General features: G+C 68.2%; 11 protein-coding genes. 4 read left to right on the top strand and 7 right to left on the bottom strand.

Annotation, left to right across the window (positions count from 1 at the left end):
• Together JGS39_RS41075 and JGS39_RS26490 are read left to right on the top strand one after the other, a co-directional pair.
• On the top strand, positions 1-3,032 hold a 3,032-nt coding region (locus JGS39_RS41075; RefSeq protein ID WP_236065815.1), incomplete at its 5' end, for a phage tail protein.
• Between the two features lie 236 nt (positions 3,033-3,268).
• Positions 3,269-3,736, top strand: coding sequence for a hypothetical protein (locus JGS39_RS26490; RefSeq protein WP_219572098.1), 468 nt, complete (start codon positions 3,269-3,271; stop codon positions 3,734-3,736).
• Positions 3,737-4,340: 604 nt separating this feature from the next.
• Here JGS39_RS26490 and JGS39_RS26485 read toward each other — a convergent pair.
• Complete coding sequence (locus JGS39_RS26485; RefSeq protein ID WP_219572097.1) at positions 4,341-5,489, bottom strand: FAD-dependent oxidoreductase; 1,149 nt, start codon at positions 5,487-5,489, stop codon at positions 4,341-4,343.
• Between the two features lie 175 nt (positions 5,490-5,664).
• Between JGS39_RS26485 and JGS39_RS26480 the strand changes: the two genes are divergently transcribed.
• Positions 5,665-6,285 carry a TetR/AcrR family transcriptional regulator gene (locus tag JGS39_RS26480; RefSeq protein ID WP_219572096.1) on the top strand — a complete coding sequence of 207 codons (621 nt, stop codon included), beginning with the start codon at positions 5,665-5,667 and terminating at the stop codon, positions 6,283-6,285.
• A gap of 69 nt (positions 6,286-6,354) precedes the next feature.
• Here JGS39_RS26480 and JGS39_RS26475 read toward each other — a convergent pair whose 3' ends face one another.
• From JGS39_RS26475 to JGS39_RS26450, 6 genes are all read right to left on the bottom strand, one after another.
• Positions 6,355-7,632 carry a cytochrome P450 gene (locus JGS39_RS26475; protein ID WP_219572095.1) on the bottom strand — a complete coding sequence of 426 codons (1,278 nt, stop codon included), beginning with the start codon at positions 7,630-7,632 and terminating at the stop codon, positions 6,355-6,357.
• The gene (locus JGS39_RS26470; protein ID WP_219572094.1) at positions 7,629-8,423 is read right to left on the bottom strand and encodes an alpha/beta fold hydrolase; all 795 of its coding nucleotides are present in this window, start codon (positions 8,421-8,423) and stop codon (positions 7,629-7,631) included. Before JGS39_RS26470 ends, JGS39_RS26475 begins: the two co-directional genes overlap by 4 nt.
• A 143-nt stretch (positions 8,424-8,566) precedes the next feature.
• The gene (locus tag JGS39_RS26465) at positions 8,567-10,630 is read right to left on the bottom strand and encodes an ATP-binding protein (RefSeq protein WP_219572093.1); all 2,064 of its coding nucleotides are present in this window, start codon (positions 10,628-10,630) and stop codon (positions 8,567-8,569) included.
• Entirely contained in the window at positions 10,627-11,388 is a 762-nt protein-coding gene (locus JGS39_RS26460; protein ID WP_219572092.1) for a Pvc16 family protein, read from the bottom strand. Before JGS39_RS26460 ends, JGS39_RS26465 begins: the two co-directional genes overlap by 4 nt.
• Before the next feature lie 16 nt (positions 11,389-11,404).
• On the bottom strand, positions 11,405-13,477 hold the full coding sequence (locus JGS39_RS26455) for an HYR domain-containing protein (protein WP_308120727.1): 2,073 nt from the start codon (positions 13,475-13,477) through the stop codon (positions 11,405-11,407).
• A gap of 206 nt (positions 13,478-13,683) precedes the next feature.
• Positions 13,684-14,310, bottom strand: coding sequence for a response regulator transcription factor (locus JGS39_RS26450; protein ID WP_219572099.1), 627 nt, complete (start codon positions 14,308-14,310; stop codon positions 13,684-13,686).
• A gap of 220 nt (positions 14,311-14,530) precedes the next feature.
• Here JGS39_RS26450 and JGS39_RS26445 point away from each other — a divergent pair.
• On the top strand, positions 14,531-15,301 hold a 771-nt coding region (locus JGS39_RS26445; protein WP_443742928.1), incomplete at its 3' end, for a COG1470 family protein.

Genomic DNA, 15,301 nt, shown 5'->3' with positions numbered 1-15,301 from the left:
TGGCCAACCCCGGCGCCCCCTCCGCGGCGGACGCGATCCCGGCGAAACAACCCCCCGCCGTCACGGACTTCTCCGAGGGCCCGGCGCAGAACGACAAACAGATGGCGGACGCCGAGGTCACCGAGGACCAGCTGGCCAAGGGAAACGAACCAGACTTCAACGAGGCGCTGTCGGCGAAGAAGACAGCCGAAACGGACTCCGCGAAGGCGCCCGCGAAGGGCCAGGCAGCCGAGAGCCAGCAACTCACCACCGCGAAGGCGGGCGCGGCGGCCTCCGGCGCCGCCGCCATGACGGCCCTCACGGCAACCCGCACGCAGGCCGGTCAGAAGGTGGACGGCGGCAAGGGCGAAACGAAGTCGAAGGACGAGAAGAAGCGCGCCGAGGTTACGGCCAGGCTCCAGAAGGTCTACGACGGCACGAAGAAGGAGGTCGAGACCACACTCTCCGACCTGGACAAGAAGGTCGACACGGCGTTCACGGCAGGCGAGAAGTCGGCCCGGGACGCGTTCACGGCGGACCACAAGCGCCGGATGAAGAAGTACAAGGACAAGCGCTACTCCGGCTGGACCGGCAAGGCCCGCTGGGTGAAGGACAAGTTCGCCGGCCTCCCCGAGGCGGCCAACGACCTCTACCAGGAGGCCCGCAAGCTCTACGTCGCCCAGATGCAGACGGTGATCTCCTCAGTCGCCGACCTCATCGGCACGGAACTGGGCAGGGCGAAGGCCCGCATCGCCGAGGGCCGCACCGAGCTCAAGGCCGAGGTCGACAAACTCCCCGCGGACCTGCGCCAGTTCGGTGAGGAGGCGGCGAAGGACTTCGCGGGCAAGTTCGACGATCTGGAAGCCACGGTCAACGAGAAGTCGGAGCAGTTGGTCCAGGACCTCGCGTCGAAGTACACGGCGGCCCTGAACAAGATCGACGAGGAGATCAAGAAGCTCCAGGAAGCCAACAAGGGCCTGATCGACAAGGCGAAGGACGCCATCGTCGGCGTCATCAAGACGATCAACGAGCTCAAGAACCTCCTCCTCGGCATCCTCGCCAAGGCCGCCGGCGCCATCATGAAGATCATCAAGGACCCCATCGGCTTCCTGGGCAACCTGGTACGCGCGGTCGGCGCAGGCCTCAACCTCTTCATCACGAACATCGCCGAGCACCTGAAGACGGGCGTCGTCTCCTGGCTGCTCGGCACCGCGGTGAAGGCGGGCCTGGAACTCCCCCAGAAGTTCGACATGAAGGGCATCATCCAGCTCATCGGCTCGCTGCTGGGCCTGACCTGGGACAACATCAAGGCCCGCGTCACCCGCAAGGGTGTCCCGGACGAGGCGATGGCGGCGGTCGAGACATCGGTCCCGGTCGCAAAGAGCATCGCGAGCGAAGGCCCGGCAGGCGCGGTCAAGGAAATCCAGGCAGAGGCCGGCGACCTCAAGGCCACGATCCTGGAGAAACTGACGAGCTATCTGATCCCGACGGTCATCATCGCGGGCATCACGTGGATCCTGTCCCTGCTCAACCCGGCCTCGGCGTTCATCCGCGCGGTCAAGGGAATCATCGACATCGTCACGTTCGTGGTGACGCAGGGCGCGCAGATAGCGGAGTTCGTCAACTCGGTACTGGACGCGGTGGTCGCCATAGCCAACGGCGGCCAGGCGGGCGTCCCGAAGATGGTCGAGGCGGCTCTGGCGGCAAGCGTGCCGCTGCTTATCGGGTTCCTGGTGTCGTTGCTGGGCATCGGAAGCCTGGCCAACAAAGTGAAGCAGGTCTTCCATGCGGTGGCACGTCCGGTGAACCGGGCGATCGACAAAATCGTCGACTTCATCGCAAAAAGGGGAAAGTCACTCTGGGGGAAATCCAAAAAGAAGGACGATACCAATGGAAAACCGAGTGGCCACACGAAGGAAACGTCAGGAAAAGAAGCCAAGAAGCGACGCGAGCTTCCAGCCGCAACTTCTCGGGCTCGCCAGATAGTCAAAGAAAGCGAAGAAAAGGGGGCATCCAAAAAGGCCCTTCTCGCTGCTCTCAATAGAATTCGCCACACGTACACATGGATTCAGGATTTCAGAGCACTAGGCACAAATCCCCCATTCTCCGTCCTTATCATAGCCAGCGAACACCGAGTATCCGATTACGACAATCGACTCCCTCAGCAGCTCCTGAGCCAAATCGAGTATGCATATACACAAGCAAAGGAATCGGTTGACTCACTGACAGAAACACGGAAAGACGGAAGGGTCCAAATCGCGCTCTCACGTAATGAATCCCTTAGGGAGGAGGAGGGGGCAGAATTCAAAAAGTTGCGTTACCTGGTAAACAAGAATGGGACGTTCGGTCGGAAGTACCAAAAGACCATGCGCCATGAATTGACAGACAGGAATGAGGCGGTAGAACTAGCGAGAAGCTATCTGGACGGCGGGCGTAGCGCCAGAGAACTCGAGGGAAGACTAAAAGCCCTGAAGGAGGAAACGCCGCCGAAATTGGATGACAAAGTCGAAATACGGACTGGGCACTTATGGGTTGCGAGCCAAGTAACAGAGGTCAACGAGAAGAAATTTCACTACACAGCACTGGAAGAGTACGGGAGGAGCGACTCCGGCCAGATGCCGATACAGAGTCAAAATTGGCGTGACTTCGATCCAGGGCGTCACTACAAGAAGGGTAACGCCTGGGAGAAGATCAAGAATGCAGACGAATGGAATAACTATCCCGACGCTCGCCAGACTTTGAACTACCGCCATCATAAGATTTTCAAGAATCCAACCGGCATGGAATGGCACCACATTCACGAACAGAGCCTGAATGGACCGAACTCGGTATCCAATCTCACACTCTCCACCGAAAAGCAGAATGCCACGTTTAACCACTGGTTCGGCGCAAAGATTTCCCAGGGGGTCAGCCGACGCGATCACCTGAGACGAATAGGGGCAAGCGCAGATCAGTGTCGCGAATGGGGTGATGAGTGCCTGCGCAGGAACGGCCTGAAGGTACAAACCGTGGACAAGGGGCGCGGCCCATATCAGATCCTGGTGGAAATATAATGCAAGTAGAATGCAAAATCATCCTGGAAGAACCCCTTACCTCGAATACTCGCGAGTTCATAATTGGCGAGGGAGCGTACCAGGCCGACTCGCCAGCAGAGTGGACATCTCCATCGCGCGAGACGACGGAAGAAATCGTAAGCGAACTCCACAGGATGGGTGTTAGATGTTCCATATACTATCGGTGCACACCGACGAATGCCGATCGATTGGAGGATACGGCCGCATATCTCCCAATGATTCACATCAACGAAGAGGACTGGTTCGAGCCCGAGGATACGGCAATCCTGATTGAGCCGATGACTTACTGCGTCCTGATGAGTGAGAATCTGATTAAGAAGACGATCACTCTCGTATCCGGTGTACAGTGGGAAATCTTCGATGAGGTCCCTGCCTTGCGTCGAATCGTGTCCGCACGCCGCCTGCCTGAACCCATCATTATTCCTGGAGCTTCTAAACGCACCCAGGGGGAAATGGGCATGTGGTATGTGGAGGGAGATGGCCGGGAAATCCTGAGCCAAAGGAATCTTGACTTCCTCAAGAAGCATGGAATTGCCTTTACCTCGGAATGCCTTGCTGACGGAATATTGTTGACTCGGCCAGCAGTACCTGTGTTCAGCGGCCAAGTAGTATCTTCCATCCTTGATAATGACGCGATGGGCCTCGACGGTTCCCCCTCATATCTGTTTATTGAGAATTCCTGACGAACTGCGCTGACACGCACGGGCAGTGAGCCTTTCCAACCTCACGTTGACGCGGGCACCCCCGGTGCGCCTTGTCGGCCCAGCATTGCGGTCGGCCCCGCTGAGCCGTCGACGATGCCGTGGGTACGGGCGGCCGTCAGGTCGCGAGCGAGAACGTGCAGGGCGGGCTGAGGGCTCCTGTAGTCCCTGGCGGGCGCAGGACGACAGCTACGGCACCTCGCCGCACTGTCGGAACGCCCGGATACATTCAGTCTGCGGCCGCCCCGACGCCTTGCGATGCACCGCATCTGATGCCGCCCGCTGATACACCAGGGGTTGCGGGACAGCCTTACTGACCTCGACAACATCACACCCGTTACCCGGGTGACGACGACGCCGACTCGTCCCAGGGTCCGCAGGTCCGCCTCGAAATCATGGGCCTGCGCACCTTGCTCCAACGCAGCCCGGACCATCCCGACGTGGGTGTCGTCCAGCTTGGGTGGGCGTCCGGTGGCTGCCCGTCGCCCCGCACCATCGGGCACCGGCCGAAGCGCCCGCATGAACTCGGTCGCTGCGGCGCGGCCACGGGACTTCTGGATGCATATCGAGGGCTCGGCACACGCGGTCAAGGTCGGTCCGGCCCGAACCGCTCGTCGTCCGGGCCGGGCGCGGCCAGCATGTGCTCCGCGCCGCCCTCGAGCATCTGGGCGATTTCCGCCGAGCGCGGGAGCATCGTCTTCTCGTACGCGCGCACCGCGTCGTCGACAGTCGCGGAGCCGACGAGCGCGAGCGCGAGTTCGCTGGCGTCGAGCATCGCGAGGTTGACGCCGACACCCAGCGGAGGCATGAGGTGCGCGGCGTCTCCGAGGAGTGCCACGCCCGGCGAGTGCTCCCAGGTGTGCGGTACCGGCAGGGCGAGGATCGGGCGATCGACGTAGGGGCCGTCGTTGTCGGTGATCATGCGGAGGGTGCGGGGCGACCACGCCGCGTACGCGTCGAGCAGGTGGGCGCGGATGGCCTCGGTGTCTTCGGGGCGGAGCCCCCTCGCCGCGATCCAGTCCATGGGGACGCGCTGCATGATGTAGACGCGCAGGTGGCCGCCGCTGTTCCGCTGCGCGAAGAGGCCACGCTCCCCGTCGGCGGCGTGCGCGCTGCCCTTCCCGACCAGTTCGGAGAGCTCGGGGTGCGCGTTCTCCATGTCGTCGAAGTGTGCTTCGAGGAAGCTGACCCCCGTGTAGCGCGGCGTTGCGGGCGACACCGCTCTGCGCACGCGCGAGAAGGCACCGTCCGCGCCGATCACGAGGTCGGTCTCGGCAGTGGTCCCGTCCGTGAACGTCAACATGCGGGGACCGCCGCCCGTCGGTTCGCTCACCGAATCGAGCGCGCGGCCCCACTGGACCGTCCCCGCGGCGAGTGAGCGCAGCAGCAGGTCACGCAGTTGTCCGCGGTCGATCTCGGGCTTGGTTGTTTCGCCCTCGTCCGGCACGTGGTGCGAGAGGAGATTGCCCGCCGGGTCCAGGTGGCGCATCTCCTGGCCGTCGAACCTGGCGAGCTCGAAGAACTCGTCCAGCAGGCCCGCTTCGCGGAGGGCGAGTTGGCCGTCGTCGTCATGCAGGTCGAGCGAGCCTCCCTGGTTCCGGGAGTCCGCATCCGGGTCTCGGTCGTACACGGTCACCGCGATGCCGTGCCGTTGCAGGATGCGGGCGCACGTGAGGCCCCCCGGGCCGGCGCCGATGATGCCGATGCGTGCGCTTGAGGGTGTCGGAGAGCTCACGGTTGATTCCTTTCACCGGTCGGGGCTCCGGTGACGCCGCGCCCCGGGCGCTGCGATGTCCGGCGCCGCGCCCTGATGGGCGGCAGCCCCTGCCGGAACCAGAAAAGCAGAACGAGTCAGAAACTGCAATCGTTCAAGTTTCTGCTTCAGTCCGGCTACCGGGTACAGTGATGGCATGCCCGATACCCCGTCCACTGGTCGCCGCGAGCGCAAGAAGGCCGCGACCAGGCAGGCCATCGCCGACGCCGCCCTGGAGCTCTTCCTGGAGCACGGATTCGACCGGGTGAGCGTCCGGGACGTCGCCGAGCGAGCCGATGTGTCGACGACGACGCTCTTCGCGCACTTCCCGGGCAAAGAGGCGCTGGTCTTCGACCGCGAAGCGCAAGTCGAGGCCTCATTGACCGCCGCCGTCCGCGAACGGCCCGAGGGTCAGGGCGTGGTCGAAGCGCTCCGCGCGCACGCGCTGGCGTCCTGGGTGCGGCTGGACTCGGATCCGCGTCGGGAGCGGTTCGCCGCACTCGTGCAGCAGACGCCCGCGCTGCGCGAGTACTGGGAGCGCATGTGGATGCGGCACGCGGGCGCGCTCAGCGCCGCGATCGCGGCGGAACTCGGCCGGGAACCCGACGATCTCGCCTGCTCGGCAATGGCTCGGTTCGTCCTGGAGGTACCGGCCCTGGCCACGACCCGGCACGATCCGCTCGCGTCCGTGGAGACCGTGTTCGATCTCCTCATCCACGGATGGCAGGCGTCGCAGCTCGGGTCAGGGGATGCGGCCGAGGACACTCGCGAGGCGTAGCGAAGTCGCGTGTCCTTGCCGGTCGATGTCGGGTGACGACGTCAGGGGACGATGTACTCACCCATGCATTCACCCATCGGACACCATCACCGGCAGCGACTTCAGGCCGTTGATGAAGTTCGATACCAGGCGGCGTGGTGGGGCCGCAGGCCGGAGCGGTCCGGCAGGGAGTACGCGGCACGCCTCCTCGTACAACGCACGCAGCTGCAGGCGCGCGAAGTGCGCGCCCAGGCAGACATGCGGGCCGTCGCCGAACGAGATGTGCGGGTTCGGGGAGCGGGAGAGGTCCAGGGCGAACGGGTCCGGGAAGACGCGTTCGTCGTGGTTGGCCGAGGCGTGGAAGACGACCACCTTCTCGCCGGCGCGGATGCGCGTGCCCGCCAGCTCCGTGTCCTGCTTGGCGGTGCGGCGGAACGTCAGGACCGGCGGGTGGCGGCGGAGCAGTTCGTCCACGGCCGTCGTGAACTCGGCCTCGCCGTTGCGCAGGCGGTCGAAGGCCTCGGGGTGCTCGGCAAGGAGGCTCAGGCCGCCGGGTGCGGCGCTGCGTACTGTGTCGTTGCCCGCCACCACCAGCAGGAAGAAGAACATCTCCAGCTCGGGCGCGGTCAGTTCGGGGTCGGTGGCGAGGGCCGTCATCACGTCGTCGGCGGGGTTCGCGCGCTTGTGGGCCGCCAAGACGTGCGCGTACTCGAACATGTCGCGCAGCGACGCCGGGGAGCGCGGGTTGACCGGCTTCCCGTCCGGGCCGAGTGCCGGCGTCCCTGCCTCGTCCGGGTCCTGGTAGCCGATGACGCGCCTGGTCCAGTGGAGGAGGAGCGCTCGGTCGGTGTCCGGTACGCCCAGGAGGTCGGTGAGGTTGAGCAGGGCGTAGTCGTCGGTGACCTGGGTGACCAGGTCGCAGGTGCCGTCGCCCGCCCGCGCCTCGTTGACGGCACCTGTGAGCAGGGCGCGGGCTCGTTCCCGTACCACCGTCTCGAAACGGTCCATGCGTTTCGGGGTGAAGGCGCGGCTGACGAGCGTGCGCAGCCGTCGGTGGTGCGGCGGGTCCTGGTTGAGCATCATGCGGCGGATGAACGGCAGGTCCGTGGGGTCGGGGTCGCGGATCTGGGTGGCGCCGAGGTACGAGGAGTACGTGGACGAGTCCTTCAGTACGCGGACGGCGTCCTGGTGCCGGGTGACCGCCCAGAAGCCGGGGCCCGCCGGCCAGCCCAGCACCTCCGGCTCCCGCTGCCAGGCCACCGGACGGTGGTCGCGCAGGCGGCGGTAGCGGTCGTGCGGGATGCCACGCGCGTACTGCCTCGGGTCGAAGACGTCCGGAGCGGGCGCCGGGGAGGCGGGGCCGCTCACACTTTCGCCTCGCCGTCCTCCGTGTCCGCCCGCAGGAAGTCCTCCACCACCCGGATCACGTCGAGCGGCGCCTCGTCCATCGCATAGTGGCCGCACGAGGGCAGCTCCGCCAGCTCGGCGCGCGGGAACCAGCGCATCCAGGTGGAGCGCTGCAGATCGGCGGAGAGGGCCGGGTCCAGCGCCCCCACCACGGCCAGCGCCGGTACGGGCGATCCGTCGATCCGGTCGTGGAAGTCCTCGCCCGCCCAGGAGTCCAGCCAGGCCCGGAACGCGTTCGCGTCGCTGCACTCGACCGAGCGACGCACCATGCGGTCCAGCCAGGCCGCCGGGCGCCGGCCTCCGGTGGTGACGTCGAGGATGGCCCTGCGGTTGTCCGGGTTCTGCGCCGCCCCGGCGAACAGCTCCCACTGCTCGGGCGGCAGCGGCAGGCCGGAGGCGGGAACCGGAGACACCCCGACGATTCTGCGCACCCGCTGCGGCGCGGCGGCCACCGTCCGCTGGATGACGGAGCCGCCCATCGAGTGGCCGATCAGCGAGAACCGGTCCCAGCCGAGCCGGTCGGCCAGCGCGAGCACGTCCGCGGCGCCCTCGGCCGTCGTGTACGAGCCGTCCGCGCCACTCGCCTCGCCGTATCCCCGCAGGTCCACCACGGCGTACTGGAACGAACCGGCGTCCAGGTCCGGCAGCACCGGGTCGTACGCGGAGCGGTCGGCGAGCCAGCCGTGCACCGCGATCACCTTGTGCGGGCCGTCGCCGTGCAGGGTATGAGGCAGAACAGACAGTGCGGTCACACCGGCTCCCGTCGCAGTGCGGCGGGGATCTGTCGGTCAACAGCCCGTCCGCTCGCCCACCGTGGCGGTATCCATCGGCCCGCGCAAGGGAACACGCGGGGCATTTCCCGGGCATCGGGCGAGAAGGTGTCCGTCCCCGGCCCTCACCCCTGAACCAGCCCCAGATACGGCCCGAACTCCGAGGCCAGCGTCAGGCGTCCCAGCTTCTGGTACTCCCGCTGGATGGCGTGGATGAGCGTCGTCATCGTCACCGCACCCCCCGTGTCCGCCGCCAGGTAGGCCGCCGTCACCGCGATCGAGCGGATGTTGCCGCCCGCCAGCTCGAAGTTCTCGGCGCAGAACGCGAGATCGAGGTCCGTGCCACGCGGGAGCAGCGGGCCGAGGCAGCGTTCCCAGAGCAGGAGGCGTTGTTCCGGGTCCGGGACCGGGAAGTCGACGACCAGGTCCAGGCGGCGGGTGAAGGCGTCGTCGAGGTTGGCGCGGAGGTTGGTGGCGAGGATGGCCAGGCCGTCGAAGGACTCCATGCGCTGGAGGAGGTAGGCGCTCTCCACGTTCGCGTAGCGGTCGTGCGCGTCCTTGACGTCCGACCGCTTGCCGAAGATCGCGTCCGCCTCGTCGAAGAGCAGGACGCCGTTCACTCCCGCCGCCTCGGTGAAGATGCGTTCCAGGTTCTTCTCGGTCTCGCCGACGTACTTGTCGATGACCGTGGCCAGGTCGACGGTGTAGAGGTCCAGGCCGAGGTCGGCCGCGATCACTTCCGCCGACATGGTCTTGCCCGTTCCGGAGTCGCCCGCGAACAGGGCCGATACGCCTCGGCCCCTGCCTCCTCCCGGGCGCATGCCCCACTCCCCCAGGACCCGGTCGCGGTGGCGGGCGCGGGCGGTGAGTTCGCGGAGCTGGGCGTGGGCGTCGGGCGGGAGGACCAGGTCGTGCCAGTTCACCGTGGGTTCGATGCGGCGGGCCAGGCGGTCGAGGCCCGCCGCGTTCTGGGCGCGGGCTCCCTGGCGTACGTGGCCGGGGGTGAGCGTCCCGCCGTCGAGCTGAGCCGTCTGGGCCGCGCTGCGGGCCGCGCCGGTGACCTGTTCCGGGGTGAGGAGGAAGGGGGCGAGGAGGTGGTCCGGGTCGACTGTCGCGGGGAGGGGTGCCGATGTCGTACGCCGGTACGCGTCGCTCCACAGGGCGCCGCGTGCCGACGGCTCCACCCTGGGGGCGTGCAGGAGCAGGGGCGGGACCGTCGACCACGAGGCGTCCCACGGCGCCCTGCCGACGATGACCGTGGGTACGGGCGTCGCCGTGAGGAGCCTGAGCAGGTGCGGGTGTTCGCGGGACAGCGCGTCCAGCGGGGCGCAGACCAGGCCCGCGTCGGTCAGCCGGGCCTCGCGGACCAGGGAACGTACCGCGTCGGCCGGTGCGGGGTCCTGCGCCAGGCGGGCCAGGTCCAGGCCCAGGACGCCACGGCCCGCGAGGGTGAGCGCCGACGCGGCAAGGGCCGTGCCCGCACCGCCCTGGTCCTCGCTCAGGTAGGCCAGGGGGAGACCGTCGGCGAGCACCCGGGCCAGGGGTGCGGGGTCGCCGACGCCCTCCACCGCGTGCCAGGGCGCCAGGAGCTCGGCGAGGCGCGGGTCCCGGGTGTCGTCGCCCAGCAGATGGGCGGTGACCCGGTCCGGGACGCGCAGCGCCCGGCTCAGGAACGGGCGGTCCAGGTCCTCGGCCAGGAGCAGCCCGGCATGGCGGAGCGGTGCGCGCGCGGCCAGCCGGCCACGGGCCACCGCATCGGCGGGTGACAGGCCGCACAGGCCGAGCGCCAGGCCGATGGACGGGCGGCGGCGGGTCACGTCGTCGTTGAGGTAGCCGTAGAACGCCTCGAAGCGCTCGTCCAGATCCGGTACGAGGGCGATGAGCAGGATCTCGATGTCGAGCGCGGTCAGCCCGAAGCCGGCCTCCAGGGAGGCGAGACGGGAGTCGCCGTCCGTTGCCGGGGCGGTATCCGTCCCGATCGGATCCGGGAAGCCCCGTGCACCCTCGACGTCCAGCAGCCTCGCGATGTTCTCGTCCGTGAGGTAGAGCCCGCGGAACGCGTCCTGCGGGTCGGGGTCCGTGGACCGCCGGGCCTCGACCGCGTGGCGGATGCGCTGCTCCACGCCCACCGCGCGGGCGAGGAGGTGGCGCAGGTTCAGGTCCTCGGCGGGGTGGTCCGGGGGTGTCATGCGGTGCTGTCCTCCGTACGGCCGTCCTGGGTGCGCCGGTTCTCGGTAATGCGGAGAGCGAGGCCCCGGCGCGACGCCACGGAGGCGGGTGCGGCGTCGGGTTCCGGACGTCCCGGGCGGCTTCCGTACACCGGAAGGCCGCCGCGTCCCGGCATCGGATCGCGTGCGGGTTCCGGGGCCGTGGGTACGTCCCCGAAGTGTGCCCGGAGCCCTTCCTCCCCCACCGGCGGACCTGCCGTGTACGTCGGAGAGGCTGTCACGGGGACGCTGACCACCAGGTCCAGCGAGGGTTTCAGCTCACCGCCCAGGGCGCTCCACACGTCCGCGAACGAGCGGTCCTCCGGCGGCGGGAGCGCGATCGACATCGGGACGGCCGCCCCGATCCCGGCGAGGGTCCCGGACAGGCGTTCCGGGGGCAGGGCCTCGTACGCCAGCAGGCAGGCGAGCAGGGAGGACAGCAGCCGGTGTTCGTCCTCCGGGCGCTTCGTCCATGCGGTGATCAGGTAGGACAGTTTGAAGTAGCGGGGCGGGCGGCGGCGCGCGACGACGGTTCCCCGCTCGTCGTACTCGTTGTGGAGTCCGCGCTCCCGCCGGCGCATGTCCTCGCGGATGTCGTAGAGGTAGAGGTTGACCATCGGTGCGTTCACCTTGGCCGCCCATTCCCGGGTCGGTGCGTCGAAGACCACTGCGATCTGGCCGCCTTCGAGCACCTCCGCCCGGATCAGGGAGCGCAGTACGTCGTCCACCTCATGGATCATCCGCGGATCGCCCCTCTCACGTCCGGCCCTTGAAGTCGGGTGGCTGCAGGTTGCGCTGGACCACGAGGACCGGTTTCTCCAGCCGGGGAAGGCGGCGGACCGCGGCCCGCAGGACGCGCGGGCCGAGGGTGTCCTTGCGGAGCACCAGCATCTGCACCTCGAACGTGCCGTCGCGGCCCACCCGCACCCCCGACCGGTCGGACGTGATGCCCAGGTTCCAGGTGAGGTTCACGGTCTCGCCGGGCGGGTAGTCCTTGCCGCGGGCCAGTACGGGCTGCCCCGGCCTGGCGACCTGCGGGGTGACGGTGAGGGAGGGCTTGAGCACGCGCAGCCGGTCCCTGTCCTGGTTGTCGGCCGTGCTGCGGTCCGGGACGGTGCCGCGCACGGTGGCGCGTACGTCCCCCGTGACGGCCGCGCGGTACGTCGCCGTCTGCGTCACCTCGATCCGGCCGCCCGCCGGGATGGTGCACGGCTCGGCTGCCGTGCAGCGGGTGAGGGCTTGCAGGCTGCGGTCTTCGGACGAGGACGGGGCCGGCCAGGTCGCGCCGATGACGACTCCCCTGGCTGTGTCCGGGCCGGCGTTGGTGACGGTGAAGTGGGCGCGGGCCGGGCGGGTGACGTACGTACGGTCCGGGCTGACGTCGACCTTGACGGCGACCGCCGACGAGGTCGGGAGCGGCCCGGGAGGTGACGGGGGCTCCGTCGGTGGCGGTGGTGGCAGCACCTCGAAACGTGCGGTGTCCGTGCCGGTGTTGCCCGCCGCGTCGGTGGCCGAGCAGGTGACCGTGGTCGTTCCGACGGGGAAGAAGGAACCGGATGCGGGGGTGCAGGTCACGGGGAGCGTGCCGTCCTGGGCGTCGGTCGCCGTCACCCGGTAGCGGATCCGTGCTCCGTCGTCGTTGTCGGGCCGGGCGATCCTGTCGTCCACTGTGACGACGGGGGCGGCGATGTCGTTCACGTCGATGCTGATCTGCTGCTGGAAGTCGGGATCGGCAGCCGCGGCCGGCCCGATCGTGTCGGTCCCCGGTGCCTGGGTGCCGAGCAGGAACTGCACGGTGCAGGTGAGGGTGGTGCCCTGGGGCGCGTCGTCCGACACGTCGATGTTCTCCGCGAAGTGAGCGGTCTCGCCGCTGGTCAGACGGCGGGTGGGCGGGTCGAGGGCGACGGTGAGGTGGGGGTCGCAGTCGTCGAGCCGGTAGCCGACGGAGGCGGGCAGGTTGTCGAAGCCGTCCATGATGGCCTGGGCGACCGCGTCGGGCTGGATCTCCTCCAGCAGACGACCCTGGGTCGCCTCGATGATGCGTGTCGCCTGCCCCGGTGTGGTGGGCGGGTCCTCGACGTAGTTCGGGTCACCCGCGTCCCCGTTGCCGTTCAGGCCGTCACCGATCGAGCTGTCCAGGTCGATGCCGATCACCCGGATGCCCTTGTCCTGAAGGGCGAAGATCGTGTCGTCGATGGTGTGGCCGTTGCTGGGCGCGTGGCTGGAGGCGTCCCCGATCAGCACGACGACCGGGTTGGCCCCCTCGCGGAAGACCGTCTTGCCACCGGCCCCGTCAGCGATCTGCCAGAGCCCGTTGATCCAGTCCTCGGAGGGGCCGCGGCTGCCGCCGCCCATGTCCGCCTCCAGCGCGTCGACGCCGTCCTGGGCCTTTCCGACGTCATCCGTCAGCTCCTGCAGCACCTTGAATCCGGCGCCCGGATCGACTTCCTGGTCGCCGAACGTGGCGACGGCGAAATGCGTGTCGGGCTGCTCGTCCAGGATCTTCTCGGAGATAGCGGGAAAGTTCTCCTGAACCTTCTGAATGGGTACGGGCATGCTCATCGTGCCGTCCACCAGCAGCACCACATCCGGCCTCGGCGGAATGGCCGGTGTACGCACCGTCTTGTCCACCCCCGTCGACCCGCCCGGGTCCAGCGCCTCGTGCAGGCTCGCCGGGGTGACCCATGGTTCGGGCGGCACAGGTACGGCCACGCCCGTACCGGCCGAGGCGGGCGCGAGACCGGCGGCCAGCAACATCAGTACGAGCGCCGCGGAACGCCGCACACCGGCATGTCCGCCCGCCCGTCTCGCCTGCTCGGTCGCCCGCACCGAATCACTCCCCCGCGCCCGTACCTCCGAAGAACAGCGCCGACACCATCCCGCAGGTGCCCGGACCACGCAGCGGGAGGCGAGTCACTTCCCCGGGAAGCCGGCGCTGCCCTTTGGGGCACGCCCGCACAACAGCAGACGCGGTCCGCACCGGGGCGCGGGCCGGGAAGGTGCGGCCGAAGACCGTGGGAGGGCCGGGTGAGGCCTCAGATCAGTCCCTGCCGCAAGGCGTACGCCACCGCGTGGGACCGGTTCCGCAGCTGGAGGCGGGTCATCACCGAATGCAGCACGTTCTTGATCGTGCGTTCGGAATAGGCGAGTTTCGTGGCGATGTCCGCGGTGTCGTACCCCTCGGCCACCAGGCGCAGCACATCCACCTCGCGTGCCGCGAGACCGGTGAAGTGCAGTCCGCGCGGCCCGAGCACCTGGCCCTGGAGCCGCCCCACTTCCGCGAGGAGCCTGCCGAGCAGGTCGGACGGCAGGTGGCCCTCGCCCCGAGCCACCGTCTCGATGACCTGCACCAGGTGTTCGGGCGTCGACTGCGCCCGCCTGATCACCCCGACGACCCCGCACTCCGCCGCACTCACCAGCTTCTGTTCGTCGATCTCCGTGGTGACCAGCACCGTGCGCGAGTCGCTGGTGCGCTGCACGTGGCGCAGCATCGTGAGCACGTCCTCGTCCACCGTGTCCACGACCATGACGACGACCTGGGGGGCGAAGTCGTCCTCGCCCCATTCCACCACGTTGACCTCGGGACGGGTCCTCAACTGGCTGGCCACTCCGGCCTGCGAGATCGGATCCTGGGCCCGTAACGCGACCGTGGTGCGTTCCATGCGTTCCATGCCGATGCTCCCCCTTGGGCAACAGCTGGAAGGCCACACCAAGCACACGCCTCGCAGCCGTTCTCGTCCGCCTCATTGGTCATGAGGCGGTCAGAAGATGCCCTTGTTTACTGAAAAGAAAACTAAAAGGGTGTCAGGGGCATGGGATCTGCCCGAAAGTGTTCCTTCGAGGCCGATGTCGGACGGCGCCGACGACTCTACGGTCCGCCATATGAGTCTCACGGCAAGTCTCGACGCATCGTCCGTCAGCGCCGCACCGGGCGAGGAGACGGCTGTCCCCCTACAGGTCCGGAACTCCGGCGCCACGGTCGAGGAGTACCGCTTCGAGGTGGTCGGTGCGTGCGCCTCATGGTCGGCGGTGGAGCCTGCGGTGCTGTCGCTGTATCCGGGCGACACCCGGACCGTCTCGCTCATGCTGCGCCCGCCCCGCGATGCGACCGTGCCGGCCGGCGAGACTCCCTTCGGGATCCGGGTGGTGCCCACCGGTGAGCAGGGCGAGACGGTGGTGCCCGAAGGCCGGGTGACGGTGCTGCCGTTCACGGCCACGACGGCCGAGCTGGTCCCGCGCAGCTCGCACGGCTCCCGCCGCGGGCGGCACCAGCTCGCTGTCGACAACCGGGGCAACACACCGGTCACCGTCCGGCTGGGCGCCCAGCCCGGGACCGAGCTCGCCCGCGTCGCGTTCGACGTGGCAGAACTCCAGGTGGCGCCCGGCCATGCGGAGTTCGGCAGACTGCGGGTCAGGCCCGCGAAGCGGATGTGGCGCGGCACGCCGGTGACGCATCCCTTCCAGGTCTTCGCCGCCACGCAGGTGACCGAGGGCGAGGAGCCGGTGGCGCCCGTGCTCGTGGACGGTTCCTACCAGCAGGAGCCGCTGCTGCCGCGCTGGCTGCCCCGGGCGCTCATCACGGCCGGACGCAGCAGCGCGTACCAGATCCCGGCCAGGGCGATCAGCAGGACGGCGGCCGTGATGAGCGCCCGG

The organism is Streptomyces poriferorum, assembly GCF_019399235.1.
GTDB lineage: Bacteria > Actinomycetota > Actinomycetes > Streptomycetales > Streptomycetaceae > Streptomyces > Streptomyces poriferorum.
This window is presented reverse-complemented; position numbering and strand designations above follow the sequence as displayed.